The organism is Streptomyces rubrogriseus, assembly GCF_027947575.1.
Classification (GTDB): Bacteria; Actinomycetota; Actinomycetes; order Streptomycetales; family Streptomycetaceae; genus Streptomyces; species Streptomyces rubrogriseus.
The window spans coordinates 7,220,938-7,238,328 of record NZ_CP116256.1 but is presented as its reverse complement, the minus strand read 5'-3'; the positions used below and the strand labels follow the sequence as shown (position 1 = coordinate 7,238,328).

Annotated in this window: 13 protein-coding genes; 9 read left to right on the top strand and 4 right to left on the bottom strand. The window is 71.4% G+C overall.

The features are described 5' to 3' along the window. Positions 1–30: 30 nt before the first annotated feature. The 6 genes from Sru02f_RS32420 to Sru02f_RS32395 all read left to right on the top strand — a co-directional run bounded on the left by Sru02f_RS32420 (position 31) and on the right by Sru02f_RS32395 (position 6,777). Positions 31–783 carry a GntR family transcriptional regulator gene (locus Sru02f_RS32420; RefSeq protein ID WP_003973878.1) on the top strand — a complete coding sequence of 251 codons (753 nt, stop codon included), beginning with the start codon at positions 31–33 and terminating at the stop codon, positions 781–783. Between the two features lie 457 nt (positions 784–1,240). After that, a complete protein-coding gene (locus Sru02f_RS32415; protein WP_109033247.1) occupies positions 1,241–1,432 on the top strand; it encodes a hypothetical protein in 192 nt (63 codons plus the stop codon). 45 nt (positions 1,433–1,477) lie between these two features. Then, positions 1,478–1,912 carry a (deoxy)nucleoside triphosphate pyrophosphohydrolase gene (locus Sru02f_RS32410; RefSeq protein WP_109033248.1) on the top strand — a complete coding sequence of 145 codons (435 nt, stop codon included), beginning with the start codon at positions 1,478–1,480 and terminating at the stop codon, positions 1,910–1,912. Between the two features lie 38 nt (positions 1,913–1,950). After that, entirely contained in the window at positions 1,951–2,454 is a 504-nt protein-coding gene (locus Sru02f_RS32405; RefSeq protein ID WP_109033249.1) for an ATP-binding protein, read from the top strand. Between the two features lie 299 nt (positions 2,455–2,753). After that, the gene (locus Sru02f_RS32400) at positions 2,754–5,381 is read left to right on the top strand and encodes a SpoIIE family protein phosphatase (RefSeq protein ID WP_109033250.1); all 2,628 of its coding nucleotides are present in this window, start codon (positions 2,754–2,756) and stop codon (positions 5,379–5,381) included. Between the two features lie 241 nt (positions 5,382–5,622). Then, positions 5,623–6,777, top strand: a complete 1,155-nt coding sequence (locus Sru02f_RS32395) for a glycoside hydrolase family 18 protein (RefSeq protein WP_109033251.1) — start codon at positions 5,623–5,625, stop codon at positions 6,775–6,777. Here the strand turns inward: Sru02f_RS32395 and Sru02f_RS32390 are convergent. From Sru02f_RS32390 to Sru02f_RS32375, 4 genes are read right to left on the bottom strand one after another with little or no spacing between them, the layout of a single operon-like run. Further along, a complete protein-coding gene (locus tag Sru02f_RS32390) occupies positions 6,774–7,553 on the bottom strand; it encodes a succinate dehydrogenase/fumarate reductase iron-sulfur subunit (RefSeq protein WP_109033252.1) in 780 nt (259 codons plus the stop codon). The genes Sru02f_RS32395 and Sru02f_RS32390 overlap by 4 nt on opposite strands. Further along, a complete protein-coding gene (locus Sru02f_RS32385; protein ID WP_109033253.1) occupies positions 7,550–9,511 on the bottom strand; it encodes a fumarate reductase/succinate dehydrogenase flavoprotein subunit in 1,962 nt (653 codons plus the stop codon). Before Sru02f_RS32385 ends, Sru02f_RS32390 begins: the two co-directional genes overlap by 4 nt. Positions 9,512–9,527: 16 nt before the next feature. Further along, positions 9,528–10,364: a hypothetical protein gene (locus Sru02f_RS32380; RefSeq protein ID WP_109033254.1), complete on the bottom strand. Its 837-nt coding sequence runs from the start codon at positions 10,362–10,364 to the stop codon at positions 9,528–9,530. A 60-nt stretch (positions 10,365–10,424) separates the two neighbouring features. Next, positions 10,425–10,715 carry a hypothetical protein gene (locus Sru02f_RS32375; RefSeq protein WP_162833293.1) on the bottom strand — a complete coding sequence of 97 codons (291 nt, stop codon included), beginning with the start codon at positions 10,713–10,715 and terminating at the stop codon, positions 10,425–10,427. Positions 10,716–11,037: 322 nt separating this feature from the next. Here Sru02f_RS32375 and Sru02f_RS32370 point away from each other — a divergent pair, with 322 nt between their 5' ends. The 3 genes from Sru02f_RS32370 to Sru02f_RS32360 all read left to right on the top strand — a co-directional run bounded on the left by Sru02f_RS32370 (position 11,038) and on the right by Sru02f_RS32360 (position 17,339). Next, entirely contained in the window at positions 11,038–13,344 is a 2,307-nt protein-coding gene (locus Sru02f_RS32370; protein ID WP_109033257.1) for an ABC transporter family substrate-binding protein, read from the top strand. 132 nt (positions 13,345–13,476) lie between these two features. Continuing rightward, positions 13,477–15,393: a translational GTPase TypA gene (typA, locus tag Sru02f_RS32365; protein WP_109033258.1), complete on the top strand. Its 1,917-nt coding sequence runs from the start codon at positions 13,477–13,479 to the stop codon at positions 15,391–15,393. 914 nt (positions 15,394–16,307) lie between these two features. After that, positions 16,308–17,339 carry an ABC transporter permease gene (locus Sru02f_RS32360; protein WP_109033259.1) on the top strand — a complete coding sequence of 344 codons (1,032 nt, stop codon included), beginning with the start codon at positions 16,308–16,310 and terminating at the stop codon, positions 17,337–17,339. Positions 17,340–17,391: the final 52 nt, after the last annotated feature.

Here is a 17,391-nt window from a genome sequence, read left to right as displayed (position 1 = left end):
GCTGTCTGTACAACCTGATGGGAGCGGCCAGTGACATTCGGTGAGCAGCCGGCGTATCTGCGTGTCGCGGGTGATCTCCGCAAGAAGATCGCCGACGGCCTGCTGCCGCCCCATACCCGCCTCCCGTCCCAGGCGCGGATCCGCGAGGAGTACGGCGTCTCGGACACCGTCGCGCTGGAGGCCCGCAAGGTGCTGATGGCCGAGGGCCTGGTCGAGGGCCGCTCCGGCTCCGGCACCTACGTGCGCGAGCGGCCCGTCCCGCGGCGCGTCGCCCGCTCCGGATACCGGCCGGCCGGCGGGGCCACGCCCTTCCGCCAGGAGCAGGCCGACGGGGACGCGCGCGGCACCTGGGAGTCGCGCAGCGAGCAGGCCGAGGCGAGCGGTGCCGTGGCCGAGCGGCTCGGGATCAAGCCCGGTGACCGGGTGATGTGCACGCGGTACGTCTTCCGGGAGGCCGGTGAGGCCGTGATGCTCTCCACCTCCTGGGAGCCGCTGGACCTGACCGGCCGCACCCCGGTGATGCTGCCCGAGGAGGGGCCGCTCGGCGGCATGGGTGTCGTGGAGCGGATGGCCGCCATCGACGTCGTCGTCGACAACGTCACCGAGGAGGTCGGCGCCCGCCCCGGCCTCGCCGAGGAGTTGCTCGCCCTGGGCGGCGTCCCGGGACACGTGGTGCTGGTCGTCCAGCGCACGTTCTACGCCTCGGGGCGTGCCGTGGAGACCGCCGACGTGGTCGTCCCGGCCGACCGCTACCGGGTGGCGTACCACCTGCCCGTCAGGTAGCCCGTCGGGCACCCCCTCAAGCAGGGCCGCGGCAGGGAGTGTTCGGGGGACCCGGCGCGGGGCGGGGCGGCGGTGCGGGACGGCGGTGTGAGAGGACGGGGTGGGACGACGGTGTGAGATGGCGCACGCCAGTCGTGCGCCTCCCGTGCCCCGTTCCCCCGCTCACGCATCCTCCGGGGCCCGCGGCGCCGTCCGCCCGGCGCCGGAATCCGGTCGTTCCCCCAGGTCGTCTCCCCGTGCCCGGCACGCCTGTGACCGGAGGCATCGGTGTGCGGAGACGGCGCGTTCCGCACCGTGCGCCCCCTGCGTTCTGGCTGGTTGCGTACCTCTTTGTGCAAAGCCGTGTTCGCTCCGTGAAGGTTGGGCGTAGGCTCGGGCATATGCGGATTGCGGTTTCCTTGGCGGGCGGGGCGCGGCGGGTGCCGCGAGCGGCGGGAACGGGAAGTGGAGGGGCGCAATGACGGACAGCACGGTCACTCTTCCCTGGCTGGTCTTCCGGCAGGACGACAACGGCAATCGCTATCGCGTGGGCAGGTACGCCACCCGGGCGGAGGCCCAGGACATCGCGGACACCCTCGACGGTCGCGGCCACAAGCAGCTCTACTGGGTCGAGAAACTCGCCGCTCCCGGCGCGGGCGCGGCGGACTGACCCACCGCGGACCGGCCCGGCCGGGCAGGCCGTAGGCTCCGGCGCATGACGGAACGGATCGTGGTGGGCGCCGCCCTGCTCGACGGCGGGCGCCTGCTCGCCGCGCGCCGCAGCGCACCCGCCGAACTGGCCGGACGGTGGGAGCTGCCCGGCGGCAAGGTCGAGCCGGGCGAGACGCCCGAGGCGGCGCTCGTACGCGAACTGCGCGAGGAACTCGGGGTGGCGGCCGAGGCCGGTGGGCGGGTCCCGGGGCAGTGGCCCCTGCGGGCCCCCTTCGTCCTCCAGGTGTGGACCGCCCGTCTGCGCCCCGGCTCCGCCGCCCCCGCGCCCCTGGAGGACCACGACGAGCTGCGCTGGCTGACCCCAGGCCAGATCTGGGACGTGCCCTGGCTCGACCAGGACGTACCGGCCGTCGAGCGGGTGCTCGCACACCTGGGACTCGAGGCGGGCACCGGGAGGAGCGGTACCGGGCCCGGATAAAGGGTATGTGCCCATTAACCCCATGAAAACGGGCATCGATGGGGTCGTCGGCCGGGGAAGTGATCGGCGTGAGTGACGGCGAGGGCGACTGTGCCGAGTGGGTCTTTCCCGCGGCGCCGGACGCCGTGCGCACCGCCCGCTCCCTGGTCCGCCGCACCCTGGACGAGTGGCGGCTCGACAGCGTCGGGGACATCGCCGCCCTGCTGGTCAGCGAGCTGGTCACCAACGCCCTGCGGCACGCCACCGGCCCCATCGGCGTCCGCCTGGTGCGCGGCCCCGCTCCGACCGCCGGAGCCCCCGGGGTCGCCGGAGCCGCCGGAGCCACGGGAGCCGCCGGAGCCGCCGGAGCCCCCGGGGCCGACGGGGTCCTGCTGGTGGAGGTCTCCGACCCGCTGCCGGACCCGCCCCGCGAGCGCGTCGCCCGCCCCGACGACGAGGACGGCCGGGGTCTGCAGTTGGTGGCCTCCGCCGCGCGGCGCTGGGGCACCCGTCCCGGGGAGGCGGGCAAGACCGTGTGGTTCGAACTCGCCCTGCCGCGCTAGCGCGACGGCCCCGTGACGCACTGTCGCCGGCCCGTCGGTCGACGATCGAAATGTCCCTGTATCGTCCCTGGTCCGGGTCGCCAACCGGTTCAGGCCAGTGGCAGTTGTGGAACTGCGTGATTCGATGCCGTGTCCGCTGGTTAGAAGACTGGAAGTGTTGTCGCGGTCCGGACCGAAAACCATCGGGACCGTGCTGTGATCGTGAACACCGTGTCGTGCGGCGCCGTAGTGCTGGATACTGCGGGCAGCCGCCTCCGGTGACCGGTGCCGGATGCGGTGAGCTGGAGGGGACGGTTCGCGTGAGCGAGATACCAGCGAGGGCCAAGGAGCCCACGGAGTCCACGGAGTCCGAGGGCCCGTCGGCAGACGCGCCACTCGGTGACGCGGTGTGGCAGAGCAGCCCGCCCGGCTCCATCTACGACTACATCAAGGTCGCCTCCTTCTCCATCGGCCCCGACGGACTCGTCGACCAGTGGAGCCTGCGTGCGGAGCAACTGCTCGGCATCCGGGCCGAGGACGCCGTGGGCACCGACCCCATCGAGGCCTTCATCGACCCCGACCTGCGGGAGCGCGGCCAGCGCAAGATGACCGAGATCCTCGACGGCCGGGAATGGACCGGAGTGGTCCCCTTCCGGGCACCGGACGAGACCGGGGGGACGGCACGGCACGCGGGCGGCCGGTCCACCGGCGGCCGGCGCGGACAGCGCGGACTCGCCGAGGTGTACGTCATGCCGACGCGCACGGAGGACGGGGAGAAGGCCGCCGTCTGCATCGTCGTCGACGTGCGCGTCCTGCGCAGCATCGAGACGGATCTCGCCGCGTCGCAGGCCATATTCGGCCAGTCTCCGTTCGGGTTCCTGCTCATCGACCCCGACCTGACGGTGCGCCGCGCCAACCAGCGGTTCGCCTCCATCTTCGGCGGCACCCCCGACGACCACCGGGGCAAGGCCGTCCACGACTACCTGCCGCGCGCCGAGGCCGACCGGGTCTCCGCGACCCTGCGCCGGGTCCTGGAGACCGGCGACTCCATCACGGACATGCACGTCACGGGATTCGTGCCGGGCTCGGAGGAGCGCCGCCACTGGTCGGTCAACCTCTACCGCGTGCACAGCGGTACCGGCCGGCCGATCGGCGTCGCCTGGCTCGGCACCGACATCACCGCCCGCCGCCAGGCCGCCCGCGAGGCCGCCAACGCCCGGCGCAACCTCGCCCTCCTCAACGAGGCCGGCGCCCGCATCGGCAACTCCCTCGACCTGGAGACCACCGCCCGCGAACTCCTCGACGTCGTCGTCCCCGGCTTCTGCGACCTGGCCACCGTCGACCTCTACCAGGGCCTGCTGGTCGGCGACGAGACCCCGCCGGGACTCGCCGACGGCAGCGCGGAACTGCGCCGCGTCGCCTTCTCCAGCGCCGTCTCCGACGCCCCGTTCCTGGGCACCGGCGAGCGGGTCAAGCTCGGCGCCGTCCACCACTACCCGTTCAACTCGCCCTGCGCCGACGCCCTGCGCACCGCCCGGCCGCGCAGCGTCCCCGCCGAGGACGGGGGCCTCGTGCAGTCCACGCTCGCCGTGCCGATGGTCGCCCACGACACGGTCGTCGGACTCGTCCAGTTCGCCCGTACCAAGGGCAGCGAGCCGTTCGGCGACCGCGACCGCGACCTCGCCGTGGAACTGGCCGCGCGCGCCGCCGTCTGCATCGACAACGCCCGGCTCTACCGGCGCGAGCACGAACGCGCGCTGATACTGCAACGCTCCCTGCTCCCGCCCGGCGACCCGGAGGCCTCCGGACTCGACATCGCCTGCCGCTACCTGCCCGGCGAGGCGGCCACCGGCCGGGCCAGCGAGGTCGGCGGCGACTGGTTCGACGTGATCGAACTCCCCGGGCACCGCACCGCGCTGGTCGTCGGCGACGTCATGGGCCGCGGTCTGCGCGCCGCCGTCGCGATGGGCGAACTGCGCACCGCCGTACGCACCCTGGCCCAGCTCGACATCGAACCGGCCGAGGTGCTCTCCCAGCTGGACGAGATCGCGCGCGGCCTCGGCGCCCCCGGGGGCGTCCAGCAGGCCACCCGGGCCGCCCGCCGCCCCCGCGAGGCCGACCTGTCCGAGGTCTACCTGGCGACCTGCGTGTACGCCGTCTACGACTCGGTGACCAGGCGCTGCACCTTCGCCAACGCGGGCCACCTGCCGCCCGTCCTGGTCGAGCCCGGCGAGTCCGCGCTGATGCTGGACGTGCCGCCCGGTCTGCCGCTCGGCGTCGGCGGGGAGCCCTTCGAGGAGGTGGAGGTCGAACTGCCCGAGGGCGCCCTGCTCGCCCTCTACACCGACGGCCTGGTCGAGAGCCGCGACCACCCCCTCGACGAGGGCCTCCAGGCCTTCGTGGGCGCCCTCACCGACCCCACCCAGCCCCTGGAGGACGTCTGCGACCAGGTCCTCAACACCCTCGACAGCCACCACGGCGAGGACGACATCGCCCTGCTGATGGCCCGCGTCCAGGGCCTGCCCAGCGACAGCGTCGGCGACTGGACCCTGCCGCGCGAGCCGCGCAGCGTCGGCCGGGCCCGCGAGTACGCCCGCGCCCAGCTCCTCGCCTGGGACATGGAGCCGCTGGTCGACACCACGGAGCTGCTCGTCAGCGAGCTGGTCACCAACGCGCTCAGGTACGGCGAGGGCGAGATCAGGCTCCGCCTCCTGCTCGACCGCACCCTGGTGTGCGAGGTGTGGGACTCCGGCCTGGTCCAGCCGCGCCGGCGTCGCGCCCGGGACACCGACGAGGGCGGCCGCGGCCTGCAACTGGTCGGCCTGCTCAGCGCGGCCTGGGGCTCACGCCGTACGCCGCGCGGCAAGACGGTCTGGTTCGAACTGCCCCTGCCGGGCGCCGACACCCAGCTCACGGACCCCGCGGAGGCCTTGCTGAGCCTGTTCTGACCCGGCCCGGCGTCGTACGCGTCCGGATCCGCCGGGTGCGGCGCACATGCCCGTACCCGGCCAGCAGCAGGGCCGCCCCGGCCGTGACCAGGGGCGGCACCAGATCGACGGAGATCACCGCCACGCACCCCTGACCGCAACCGGAACACCGGTTCGAGTCGTCCCCGCTGGCACCACGCTCGGAGCGTAAGCGCGGCGACCGGTCACCGCGACCGGGGACGGACCACAGGGAGGGGACACCGTGGCGGCCACGGAACCGAGAAACACCGAACCGAAAGACACCGAACCGAAAGACGCCGAACCGAAAGACGCCGAACCCAAAGACGCCGAACCGAAGGACGCCGACGGCGAGGCCGGGCCACCGGGGCCACCCGCACCCGGGAAGAAGAGGAAGCGGCTCCGCCGTACCCGCCGCATCACCCTCGCCGTCCTCCTGGTCCTGCTCGTCCCCCTCCTCACCGCCGAGACCGCCCTCCGCATCAACTACACGGGCGACCCCGCCGACGGCACCTACACCAGGAACCGCGACGCGATCTGGCTCGGCCACGCGTGGGTCGACGGCCGCAAGAAGGACGCGGACCTCACCACGCTGGCCCGGGACCTGAAAACCACCGGCATCCGCGACCTGTACGTCCACACCGGCCCGATGGAACACGACGGCACGCTGCCGAAGTCCCGCTACCCCAGGGCCCGCTGGCTGGTGGACGCCGTGCACCGCGAGCTGCCCGGCGTGCGCGTCCAGGCCTTCCTCGGCGACGTCCTCGCCACCGAGAGCCCCGACGGCATGCGCCTGGAGGAGCCCGCCACCCGCGCCGCCGTCGTCGACTCGGCCCGCCAGGTCCTGGACGTGGGCTACGACGGGGTCCACCTCGACCTGGAACCGCTGCACTCGGGCGACGGCGACTACCTCTCGCTCCTGGACGACGTCCGCGCCGTCACCCGCGCCCGCGACGCGCAGCTCTCCGTCGCCGCGCACCAGATCGACCCGCTGCCCGGCTTCCACTCCTTCTGGGGCACGGTCGCCGGACACCCCAAGTGGTGGTCGCAGGAGTTCTTCGGCCGGGTCGCCCGCCGCGTCGACCAGATCGCCGTCATGTCGTACGACACGATGCAGCCCCTGGAGAGCCTGTACGGCGGCTACGTCGCCCAGCAGACCTCGCTGGCCCTGGAGGTCACCCCGCCGACGACCCACCTCCTGATGGGCCTGCCCTTCTACCACGAGAACCGCTTCGGGCACTGGAACCACGCGGAGACCGTTGCCGCCGCCGTCCGGGGCGTCCGCCTCGGCCTGACCCGCACGGACGCCGACCGGGAGAGGTTCGGCGTCGCCGCGTACATCGACTTCGCCGCGACGGAGCAGGACTGGGCGTCGTACCGGGACGGCTGGGTGCGCTAGGTCGTGTCCCGGGACCGGCGGCCGATCTTCGAACCCAGCCAGACCAGCGGGTCGTACTTGCGGTCGACGGCCCGTTCCTTCAGTGGGATCAGCGCGTTGTCCGTGATCCTGATGCCCTCCGGGCACACCTCCGTGCAGCACTTGGTGATGTTGCAGTAGCCGAGGCCGTGCTCGTCCTGGGCCGTGCGGGAGCGGTCCAGGCCGGTGTCACCGGCGGCGTCCAGCGGGTGCATGTCCAGTTCGGCGACGCGCATGAGGAAGCGCGGGCCCGCGAAGGCGGGCTTGTTCTCCTCGTGGTCCCGCACGACGTGGCAGGTGTCCTGGCACAGGAAGCACTCGATGCACTTGCGGAACTCCTGCGAGCGGTCCACGTCCTCCTGCATCATCCGGTACTCGCCGGGACCGAGGTCGGCGGGCGGCACGAAGGCCGGGACCTCGCGGGCCTTGGTGTAGTTGAAGCCGACGTCCGTCACCAGGTCCCGGATCACCGGGAAGGCGCGCAGCGGCGTGACGGTGATCGTCTCCTCGCGGCTGAACACGGACATGCGGGTCATGCACAGCAGCCGCGGCCGCCCGTTGATCTCGGCCGAGCACGAACCGCACTTGCCCGCCTTGCAGTTCCAGCGCACCGCGAGGTCGGGGGCCTGGGTGGCCTGGAGGCGGTGGATGATGTCGAGGACCACCTCGCCGTCGTTCACCTCGACCGTGAAGTCCTCGAGGCCACCGCCCTCCACGTCACCGCGCCACACCTTGAAGCGGGCCTCGTAACCGCTCATTCGGACCGGCCCTCCAGTTCCTCGTCGGCGAGGTACTTCACCAGTTCCTCCTTGTCGAAGAGGGCGAGCAGGTCGGGCCGGATGGGCTCGGTGGTCTGCCGCTCCAGGGCGATCCGGCCGCGCTCCGGGTCCGTCGCCGCGGGATCGCCCGCCGCCCCGCCCGCCGGGTCGGCCAGCGAGCAGAGCAGGTTGGCCGGGCGCCAGCGCCGGTCCATCGACGGATGGTCCTCGCGGGTGTGCCCGCCGCGCGACTCGGTGCGCTCCAGCGCGGCCCGCGCCACGCACTCGCTGACCAGCAGCATGTTGCGCAGATCCAGGGCGAGGTGCCAGCCCGGGTTGAACTGCCGGTGCCCCTCCACCCCGGCCCGGCGGGCGCGCACCCGCAGCTCCGCCAGCTTCTCCAGGGCCTGTTTCATCTCCGCCTCCCGGCGGATGATCCCCACCAGGTCGTTCATGGTCTGCTGGAGTTCCTGATGGAGGGTGTACGGGTTCTCCGGCGGCCCCGCGCCGGGCTCCTGCGCCTCGGCGGAGAAGGGCCGCAGGGCCTCCGCGGCGGCCGCGTCGACCTGGGCGTCGTCGACCCGGGCGCGGGTGCCCTCCTCCGTCCGCCCCGCCGCGTACTCGGCCGCGTACCGGCCCGCCCGGCGCCCGAACACCAGCAGGTCGGACAGCGAGTTGCCGCCCAGCCGGTTGGAGCCGTGCATGCCGCCCGCCACCTCACCGGCCGCGAACAGTCCCGGCACCCCGCGGGCGGCGGCGGTGTCGGAGTCCACGGCGATGCCGCCCATCACGTAGTGGCAGGTCGGCCCGACCTCCATCGCCTCCGCCGTGATGTCCACGTCCGCCAGCTCCTTGAACTGGTGGTACATCGAGGGCAGCCGGCGCCTGATCACCTCGGCGGGCATCCGGGTCGACACGTCGAGGAAGACGCCGCCGTGCGGTGAGCCCCGGCCCTCCTTCACCTCGGCGTTGATCGCGCGGGCGACCTCGTCGCGGGGGAGGAGTTCGGGCGGGCGCCGGTTGTGGTCCGGGTCGTCGTACCAGCGGTCGCCCTCCGCCTCCGACTCGGCGTACTTCTCCTTGAAGACGTCCGGGACGTAGTCGAACATGAACCGCCGGCCCTCGGAGTTCCGCAGCACCCCGCCGTCGCCGCGCACCGACTCGGTGACCAGGATGCCCTTCACCGAGGGCGGCCAGACCATGCCCGTCGGGTGGAACTGCACGAACTCCATGTTGAGCAGCGGCGCCCCGGCCAGCAGCGCCAGGGCGTGGCCGTCGCCGGTGTACTCCCACGAGTTCGACGTCACCTTGAACGACTTGCCGATGCCGCCCGTCGCGATCACCACCGAGGGCGCCTGGAGGACGAAGAAGCGGCCGCTCTCGCGCTCGTAGCCGAAGACCCCGGAGACCTTCCGGTCCTCCTGGAGCACGCGGGTGACCGTGCACTCCTGGAAGACCTTCAGCCGGGACTCGTGGTCCCCGGTCTCGCGGAAGTCCTCCTGCTGGAGCGAGAGGATCTTCTGCTGGAGGGTGCGGATCAGCTCCAGGCCCGTGCGGTCGCCGACGTGGGCGAGGCGCGGGTACTCGTGGCCGCCGAAGTTGCGCTGCGAGATCCGGCCGTCCTTCGTCCGGTCGAACAGCGCGCCCCAGGTCTCCAGCTCCCACACCCGCTGCGGGGCCTCCTGGGCGTGCAGCTCGGCCATCCGCCACTGGTTGAGGAACTTGCCGCCGCGCATGGTGTCGCGGAAGTGGACCTGCCAGTTGTCCCCGGAGTTGACGTTGCCCATGGAGGCGGCGATGCCGCCCTCGGCCATCACGGTGTGCGCCTTGCCGAACAGCGACTTGCAGATCACGGCCGTACGGGCGCCCCGCTCGCGGGCCTCGATGGCGGCGCGCAGCCCGGCACCGCCCGCGCCCACCACGACGACGTCCCATTCCTGCCGGTCGACCACGGACATCAGAAAGCCTCACTCATCAGAAGAAGCGCGGATCGTCGAAGACACCGGACGCGACCAGGTACACGTAGAAGTCGGCGAGCGCCACGCTCACCAGCGACGCCCAGGCCAGCTGCATGTGCCGGGCGTTGAGCCGGCCGACCAGCTGCCACATCCGGTAGCGCACGGGATGCCGCGAGAAGTGCTTGAGCTTGCCCCCGACGATGTGCCGGCAGGAGTGACAGGACAGGGTGTACGCCCAGATCAGCGCGATGTTGGCGAGGAAGACCAGGGTGCCGAGCCCCATGTGGCCCCAGGCGTAGTGCTCGTCGCGGAAGGCGAGCACGGTGTCGTAGCTCAGGATGCCCGCGACCAGGAGCGCCGCGTAGAAGAAGTACCGGTGGACGTTCTGCAGGATCAGCGGGAAGCGGGTCTCGCCGGTGTACTTCCGGTGCGGCTCGGCCACCGCGCAGGCCGGCGGGGAGGCCCAGAAGCCCCGGTAGTAGGCCTTGCGGTAGTAGTAGCAGGTCAGGCGGAAGCCGAGCGGGAAGATCAGGATGATGATCGCGGGGGAGATGCCCCACCAGGTGCCGAAGAGTTCCCAGTTGGGCCCCGAGCGCATCGGCTCGCAGTTCTCCGCCAGACAGGGGGAGTAGAAGGGCGAGACGTACGGGGCCGCGTAGTAGTCGGCGTTCGCGAAGGCCCGCCAGGTCGAGTAGACGACGAAGGCCAGCAGTCCCGCGGCGGTGGCGGCCGGTGCCAGCCACCAGCGGTCGGTGCGCAGGTGCGGGGCGCGGATGGCGGCGCGCGTCGGGGTGTGGACGCCACCGCCCGGGGGGCGGTCTTCGGTGGCTGGCGGTTCGGTACCAGTGGCCACTGGGCGGCTCCGGTCGGTCGGGTCGGGTTGCGGACCTTTCTCGAGTCCCCGGAACAGGCCCTAGGGGGCGCGCCGGTCGCGGGCGCCGAGACCCTCGTCGTCCGAGTCCGTCCACAGGGAGCCGTCGTACGGCGTGTCGGGGATCGGGACGAGGTCCGGACGCCTGGGCGCCTCCGGCGCGGCGGCCGCCGCCCGCAGCAGCGCGACGCTCTCGCGCAGGTGGTCGGCGTCGGTGCGGACCCGGCGGACTTCCAGGTCGCCGCTGCCCAGCTGCTGTTCCAGGCGGGTCACCGTCCGGGACAGTTCGTCCAGGCTGCGCTGCACCGATGACAGATCGTCGTGCACGGACAAGACGTGACCTCGCTTCCGTCGGACACGGCAGTGGGCCGCCGGCCTTGGGGGGCTACGTTCATGCGCCTGAGAGTGTCGCGCGTCACACCAGTCGCTGGGAAGGGATGTGCAGCGATTGGCCGGGGCGCGTCGGTGCACCGCGGGCGGCATTGCGCCGCACGGGTGACCTTACGCACCGTCGTCGCCGTGTCTCCGAGCGTGGCGGAACCGTTTCCCCTTCAGTGGCCGCATCCCCGTCCGGATACAAATGATCAACTTGAATACCGCACATACGGCAAATGCGGCACAACGTAGCGAACGCGGCCTTCCGGAGGTAGCAGAGATGTCCCACGTCGGCGTCGGACCGCGCGCGGTCATGCGTTCGGTCGCCTTCCTCACCGCGGGCGTCCTCGCGGTCCCCGCGCTGGCCGGCTGCACCTCCGAGGACCCGGCGGGCAAGCCGCTCGCCGGACAGGACGTCGCCGCCGCGGCCCGCGCCTCCGTATCCGACGGCGGCACCCTGCGCTGGGCCGTGGACTCCGTACCGGACACGCTGAACGCCTTCCAGTCGGACGCCGACGCCACGACGACCCGCGTCGCGCAGGCCGTGCTGCCCTCGATGTACCGGATGGACGAGACCGGCAGCCCGGTGCGCAACCCCGACTACCTGGAGTCGGCCGAGGTCGTCGACACCGAGCCCAAGCAGGTCGTCGTCTACAAGCTGAACCAGCAGGCCGTCTGGAGCGACGGCCGGGAGATCGGCGCCCCGGACTTCGCCGCCCAGTGGCGCGCCCTGTCCGGCAAGGACAGCGCCTACTGGACCGCCCGCAACGCCGGGTACGACCGCATCGAGAAGGTCGAGCGCGGTGCGAACGACCTGGAGGTCAAGGTCACCTTCAGCCGGCCCTACGCCGACTGGAAGGCCCTGTTCACGCCCCTGTACCCGAAGGACGTCACGGGCACCCCGGACGCCTTCAACGACGGCGCGCGGCGGGCCCTCAAGGTCAGCGCCGGGCCCTTCGCCGTCAAGAAGGTCGACACCAAGGGCGACCAGGTGGTCCTCACCGGCAATCCCCGCTGGTGGGGCGAGCCGGCGAAGCTGGACGAGATCGTGCTGCGCGCCGTCCCCCGCGACGAGCGGGTCTCCGAACTGGTCGCCGGCAAGCTCGACCTCGCCGAGATCGACCCGGAGACCGCCGACGAGATCACCCTGGCCGCCGGCCCCCGGAACCCCGCCACCGGCACCCCGCTCATGGGACCGGGGGGCACCCCGGCCGCGGGCCCGCAGGGCAGGTCCGCCGCACAGGCGCTGCGCTCCTGGGCCATCGCCAACGGCTCCGACGAGGAGGCCGCCGAGGAGGAGGTCCTCGCCCGCGAGGAGCGCCGCGAGGCCGAGGCGAAGGCCCGGCGCAGGCAGCAGGCCCTGAGCGGCTTCGAGCTCCGCAAGTCCCTGGAACCCGCCTACACCCAGCTCGCCCTCAACGGCGCCGAAGGCCCCCTCGCCGACGAACGCGTCCGCAGGGCCGTGGCCCGCGCCCTGGACCGCGAGAAGCTGGCCGAGGCGGTGCTCAAGCCGCTCGGCCTGCCCGCCGAGCCCGTGGGCAGCCACCTCGCGCTCTCCGGTCAGCCCGCCTACGCGGACGGCAGCGGCGCCCTCGGCGAGCAGAACGCCAAGGAGGCCCGGGCCCTGCTCGCGGACGCCGGATGGGTCCCCGGCGGCCCGGTGAAGAAGAAGGACGGCGAGGAGGCGGCCGGCGCCGAGAAGGACGAGAACAAGGACGAGGACAAGAAGGACGAGAACAAGGACGAGGACAAGAAGGACGAGGAGAAGTCCGAGGGCGGCGACGACGGCACGTACATCGTCGGCGAGGACGACAAGAACAAGGACGACAAGAACAAGGACGACAAGAACAAGGACGGCAAGAACGACGACGGCGCCGACCGGGAGAGCGGCGAGAAGCACAGCAGCGGCAAGAACACCGCGCAGGGCGGCGCACCCGGCGCCTACGCCCCCAAGGGAACCGCGGCCCCGGCCGGCGCGGCGGCGGCCCCGCTCGCCAAGGACGGCAAGGCGCTCACCCTCCGCTTCGTGCTCCCCTCCGGTCCCGGCTCCGAGACCCTGCGCACCGTGGCCGACCGCATCACGGACATGCTGAAGGAGATCGGTATCGGCACCAGGATCACCAAGGTGCCGGACGAGAGCTACTTCAAGGACCACATCGCGGCCGGCGAGTACGACCTGGCGCTCTACTCCTGGCCCGCCTCCGCGTTCCCCGCCACCGACGCCCGCCCCATCTACGCCAAGCCCGTCCCGGCCGCCGACGGTTCCCTGAACGTCGCCCAGAACTACACCCGGGTCGGCACCGACCAGGTCGACCAGCTCTTCGACCGGGCCCTGGCCACCCTGGACCAGAAGGAGGCCCGGGACCTGCTGCGCAAGGCCGACTCGCGGATCTGGGCGGCGGCCGGCTCCGTCCCCCTCTACCAGCGCCCCCAGCTGACGGCGGCCCGCAAGAACCTCGCCAACGCCGGTGCCTTCGGTTTCGGGACACCGGTCTACGAGGACATGGGCTTCCTCAAGAAGGGCGCCCAGGGCTCCCGGCCCACCGCCCCGTCCTCGGCCTCCTCCTCGCCCTCCCCCTCGTCCTGAACCCTCCCGGCAAGCCGCAGCCCCCGGGGCCCCGTACCATTGGGTGAGGCCGTGGCATGTACCGCCCGGCAGGCCCGCGTGACACGGACGTCCGCGACGGCCGTCCTCACACCCTCCGGGAGTAAGCCACTTATGGCCGCGTCTACAACGCGTCACGACATCCGCAACGTCGCCATCGTCGCCCACGTCGACCACGGCAAGACCACCATCGTCGACGGAATGCTGAAGCAGGCCGGCGCCTTCGCCGCGCACCAGCTCGAAGGCGTCGACGACCGCATGATGGACTCGAACGACCTGGAGCGTGAGAAGGGCATCACGATCCTCGCCAAGAACACGGCGGTGAAGTACCACCCGAAGGCTGGCGGCGACGTCATCACCATCAACATCATCGACACCCCCGGCCACGCCGACTTCGGCGGCGAGGTCGAGCGCGGTCTGTCGATGGTCGACGGTGTCGTGCTGCTCGTGGACGCCTCCGAGGGCCCGCTGCCGCAGACCCGGTTCGTGCTGCGCAAGGCCCTCAGCCAGCGGCTGCCGATCATCCTGTGCATCAACAAGACGGACCGGCCGGACGCCCGCATCGACGAGGTCGTCAACGAGACCTACGACCTCTTCCTCGACCTGGACGCCGACGAGGAGCAGATCGAGTTCCCGATCGTCTACGCCTGCGGCCGGGACGGCGTCGCCTCCCTCACCAAGCCCGAGGACGGCACGGTCCCCGCCGACTCCACCAGCCTGGAGCCGTTCTTCTCGACGATCCTGGACCACATCCCGGCGCCGACCTACGACGAGGACGCCCCGCTCCAGGCCCACGTCACCAACCTGGACGCCGACAACTTCCTCGGCCGCATCGCGCTGCTGCGCGTCCACCAGGGCGAGCTGAAGAAGGGCCAGACCGTCGCCTGGATGAAGCGCGACGGCTCCGTGCAGAACGTGCGGATCTCCGAGCTGATGATGACCGAGGCGCTCACCCGCAAGCCCGCCGAGAAGGCAGGCCCCGGTGACATCTGCGCGGTCGCCGGCATCCCGGACATCATGATCGGCGAGACCCTGGCCGACGTGGAGAACCCGGTCCCGCTGCCGCTGATCACGGTGGACGAGCCCGCGATCTCCATGACCATCGGCACCAACACCTCCCCGCTGGTCGGCCGCGGCGCCACCGGCAAGGGCGCCGACAACAAGGCGGTCGTCAAGGACCGCAAGGTCACCGCCCGCCAGGTCAAGGACCGCCTGGACCGCGAGCTGATCGGCAACGTCTCGCTCCGCGTCCTGGACACCGAGCGCCCGGACGCCTGGGAGGTGCAGGGCCGCGGCGAGCTGGCGCTGGCCATCCTGGTCGAGCAGATGCGCCGCGAGGGCTTCGAGCTGACCATCGGCAAGCCGCAGGTCGTCACCAAGGAGGTCGAGGGGAAGACGTACGAGCCCGTCGAGCGGATGACGATCGACGTGCCCGAGGAGCACATGGGCGCGGTCACGCAGCTGATGGGCGTGCGCAAGGGCCGGATGGACAACATGTCCAACCACGGCTCGGGCTGGGTCCGCATGGAGTTCGTGGTCCCCTCCCGCGGCCTGATCGGATTCCGGACGGAGTTCCTCACCCAGACCCGGGGCACCGGCATCGCGCACTCCATCCACGAGGGCCACGAGCCCTGGTTCGGCACCCTCACGACCCGTAACAACGGCTCGCTGGTCGCCGACCGCTCGGGTGCCGTCACCGCGTTCGCGATGACCAACCTCCAGGAGCGCGGTGTGCTCTTCACGGACCCCGGCACCGAGGTGTACGAGGGCATGATCGTCGGCGAGAACTCCCGCGCCGACGACATGGACGTGAACATCACCAAGGAGAAGAAGCTCACCAACATGCGGTCGTCCTCGGCCGACTCCTTCGAGGCGATCGTCCCGCCGCGCAAGCTCTCCCTGGAGCAGTCCCTGGAGTTCTGCCGCGACGACGAGTGCGTCGAGGTGACCCCGGAGGCCGTCCGGATCCGCAAGGTGAACCTGGACGCCCGCGAGCGTGCCCGGGCCGCCAGCCGGGCCAAGCACGGCTGACCCCACCGCACGACGGACGGCACCGGACCCCACGGCTCACGTGGGGTCCGGTGCCGTCCGTCGTGTTGGCGACGCGGGCGGGACGGCGGGACGCGGAGGTAGGGAAAACCCTCGATTTCCCGGCGGGGCGGCACAGGGCGGGCAGGGCCGCACTAACCTGCGCGGAAGCACTCCGCCCGGAGCGCCGGCGGGCAGCCCCGGCCGGGGGTCGGGCGGCCGGCGCCGACGGACGTGCCGGGCGCGGGACATACCTGCGGGTCAGCTTGCACCCCGTGCACGTTACGCGCAATCAATTTCTGTCGCGCGGACGTCCGTTATACGGACGGTCACCACCGTTAGATGTGTAACAAGTCCGTTTCGCAGCGATCTCGTACCAAACCCTTTGTCCGGATTTTGAAAGATCTGGCCCCTATCTGTGATCGAACCGAGACCTCGAACCTGTGGTTCGTTCCCCGGAGGATGGCAGATAGTTAGGCGCGTAGAGCTCGGATAAACGGGTCACGCGCTGACGGGGCGCAGGCTCGCGAGCGTGAGGGTGCACAGCGATCTCATCACCGGCCGATGGCTGGAACGTGACGCGTGCTCCTCTTTGCGGTGAACCAGCGGATTCATGAGGAGGAACCCATGCGAGGTGCCACAAGCGCCATATGGGTCGCGTCGTCCCCGATGGCAGGTGTAGGCCCCGCGGGTGCGTTCAGTGCCGTCACGGTTGATGCGGCAGCGGCCCGGCGTCGCGAACTTCCTTGACGTCGTGTGCCGCCGGTCGGCAGCCGCCGGCCGTGAGCCAGGGTTCTCCCGGGGCCGTGTTGCCCCTCCGTCTTTGTTCCCCTCGCGCGCTGCGAAAGACGTACGCCGTGCGAAGGCCGTCGGCTCCCGCACTCCCGACGACCTCCAACCTGTGAAATGGACGAATCATGACGAGTCCAATCGAGATTGAGGGTGCTGAAGCCTCTTCCGTCTTGGACAAAGAGAGCGCGCCGCAGGGCGACGCCCCGAAGCCCAAGGAGCCGGAGGGGCGCAAGCCCGGCCAGTTGATGTGGGCGCGCTTCAAGCGCGACCGGGCCGGTGTGATCTCTGCCTTCGTCGTCCTGTTCTTCTTCGTGATCGCGGCGGCGGCGCCGCTGATCTCGATGGTCTACGGCAAGGACCCGTACACCCTGTACGGGCAGGACAACCCCGACCTCCTGGACATGTTCACCATGCCCGCCGGCTCGTACGGCGGCATCGACGGCGACTTCTGGTTCGGCATCGAACCGGGCCTGGGCCGCGACGTGTTCACCCAGCTGCTGTACGGCATGCGCAACTCGATGGCCACCGCGCTGGCGGCGACCATCATCATGACGGTGCTGGGCGTCCTGATCGGCCTGGCCGGCGGCTACTTCGGCGGGAAGATCGACTACTGGCTCGGCCGGATCACCGACTTCTTCATGGCCCTGCCCAGCCAGCTCTTCTTCGTCGCCGCGATGCCCGTCATCACCACGGTGTTCGTCGCTCCCGACAAGGAGACGCCCACCTACGTGCGCGCCGCCGCGATCATCATCGTGCTGTCCTTCCTGGGCTGGATGAGCATGGCCCGCATCGTCCGCGGTGCCACGATGTCCCTGCGCGATCGGGAGTTCATCGAGGCCGCCCGCATCTCCGGGGCCTCGCCCTGGCGCATCCTCCGCAAGGAACTGCTGCCCAACATCGTCACTCCGACGCTGGTACAGGCGACGCTCACGCTGCCGAGCACCATCCTCAGCATCGCGTTCCTGTCCTTCGTGGGCGTGGGGTACGTCGAGCCCACGCCGGACTGGGGACGGATGTTCGCCATCGGCGCGGACATCGTCGAGCAGGACCCCTACTACATGCTCTTCCCCGGAGTCGCCATGGTGATCTTCATCGTGGCCTTCAACCTCCTCGGTGACTCGGTCCGGGACGCCTTCGACCCCAAGGGAAACCGCTGAGGCCAAGGGGAACCCCCCACATCCTCGCCCGGCCGGTTCGGTGCCGCTCAGC

Coding starts and splice junctions, on each gene's coding strand:
- Sru02f_RS32415 (WP_109033247.1), top strand. CDS start 1,241: ATGACGGACAGCACGGTCACTCTTCCCTGGCTGGTCTTCCGGCAGGAC.
- Sru02f_RS32410 (WP_109033248.1), top strand. CDS start 1,478: ATGACGGAACGGATCGTGGTGGGCGCCGCCCTGCTCGACGGCGGGCGC.
- Sru02f_RS32405 (WP_109033249.1), top strand. CDS start 1,951: ATGGGGTCGTCGGCCGGGGAAGTGATCGGCGTGAGTGACGGCGAGGGC.
- Sru02f_RS32390 (WP_109033252.1), bottom strand. CDS start 7,553: ATGAGCGGTTACGAGGCCCGCTTCAAGGTGTGGCGCGGTGACGTGGAG.
- Sru02f_RS32385 (WP_109033253.1), bottom strand. CDS start 9,511: ATGTCCGTGGTCGACCGGCAGGAATGGGACGTCGTCGTGGTGGGCGCG.
- Sru02f_RS32370 (WP_109033257.1), top strand. CDS start 11,038: ATGTCCCACGTCGGCGTCGGACCGCGCGCGGTCATGCGTTCGGTCGCC.
- typA (WP_109033258.1), top strand. CDS start 13,477: ATGGCCGCGTCTACAACGCGTCACGACATCCGCAACGTCGCCATCGTC.
- Sru02f_RS32360 (WP_109033259.1), top strand. CDS start 16,308: ATGACGAGTCCAATCGAGATTGAGGGTGCTGAAGCCTCTTCCGTCTTG.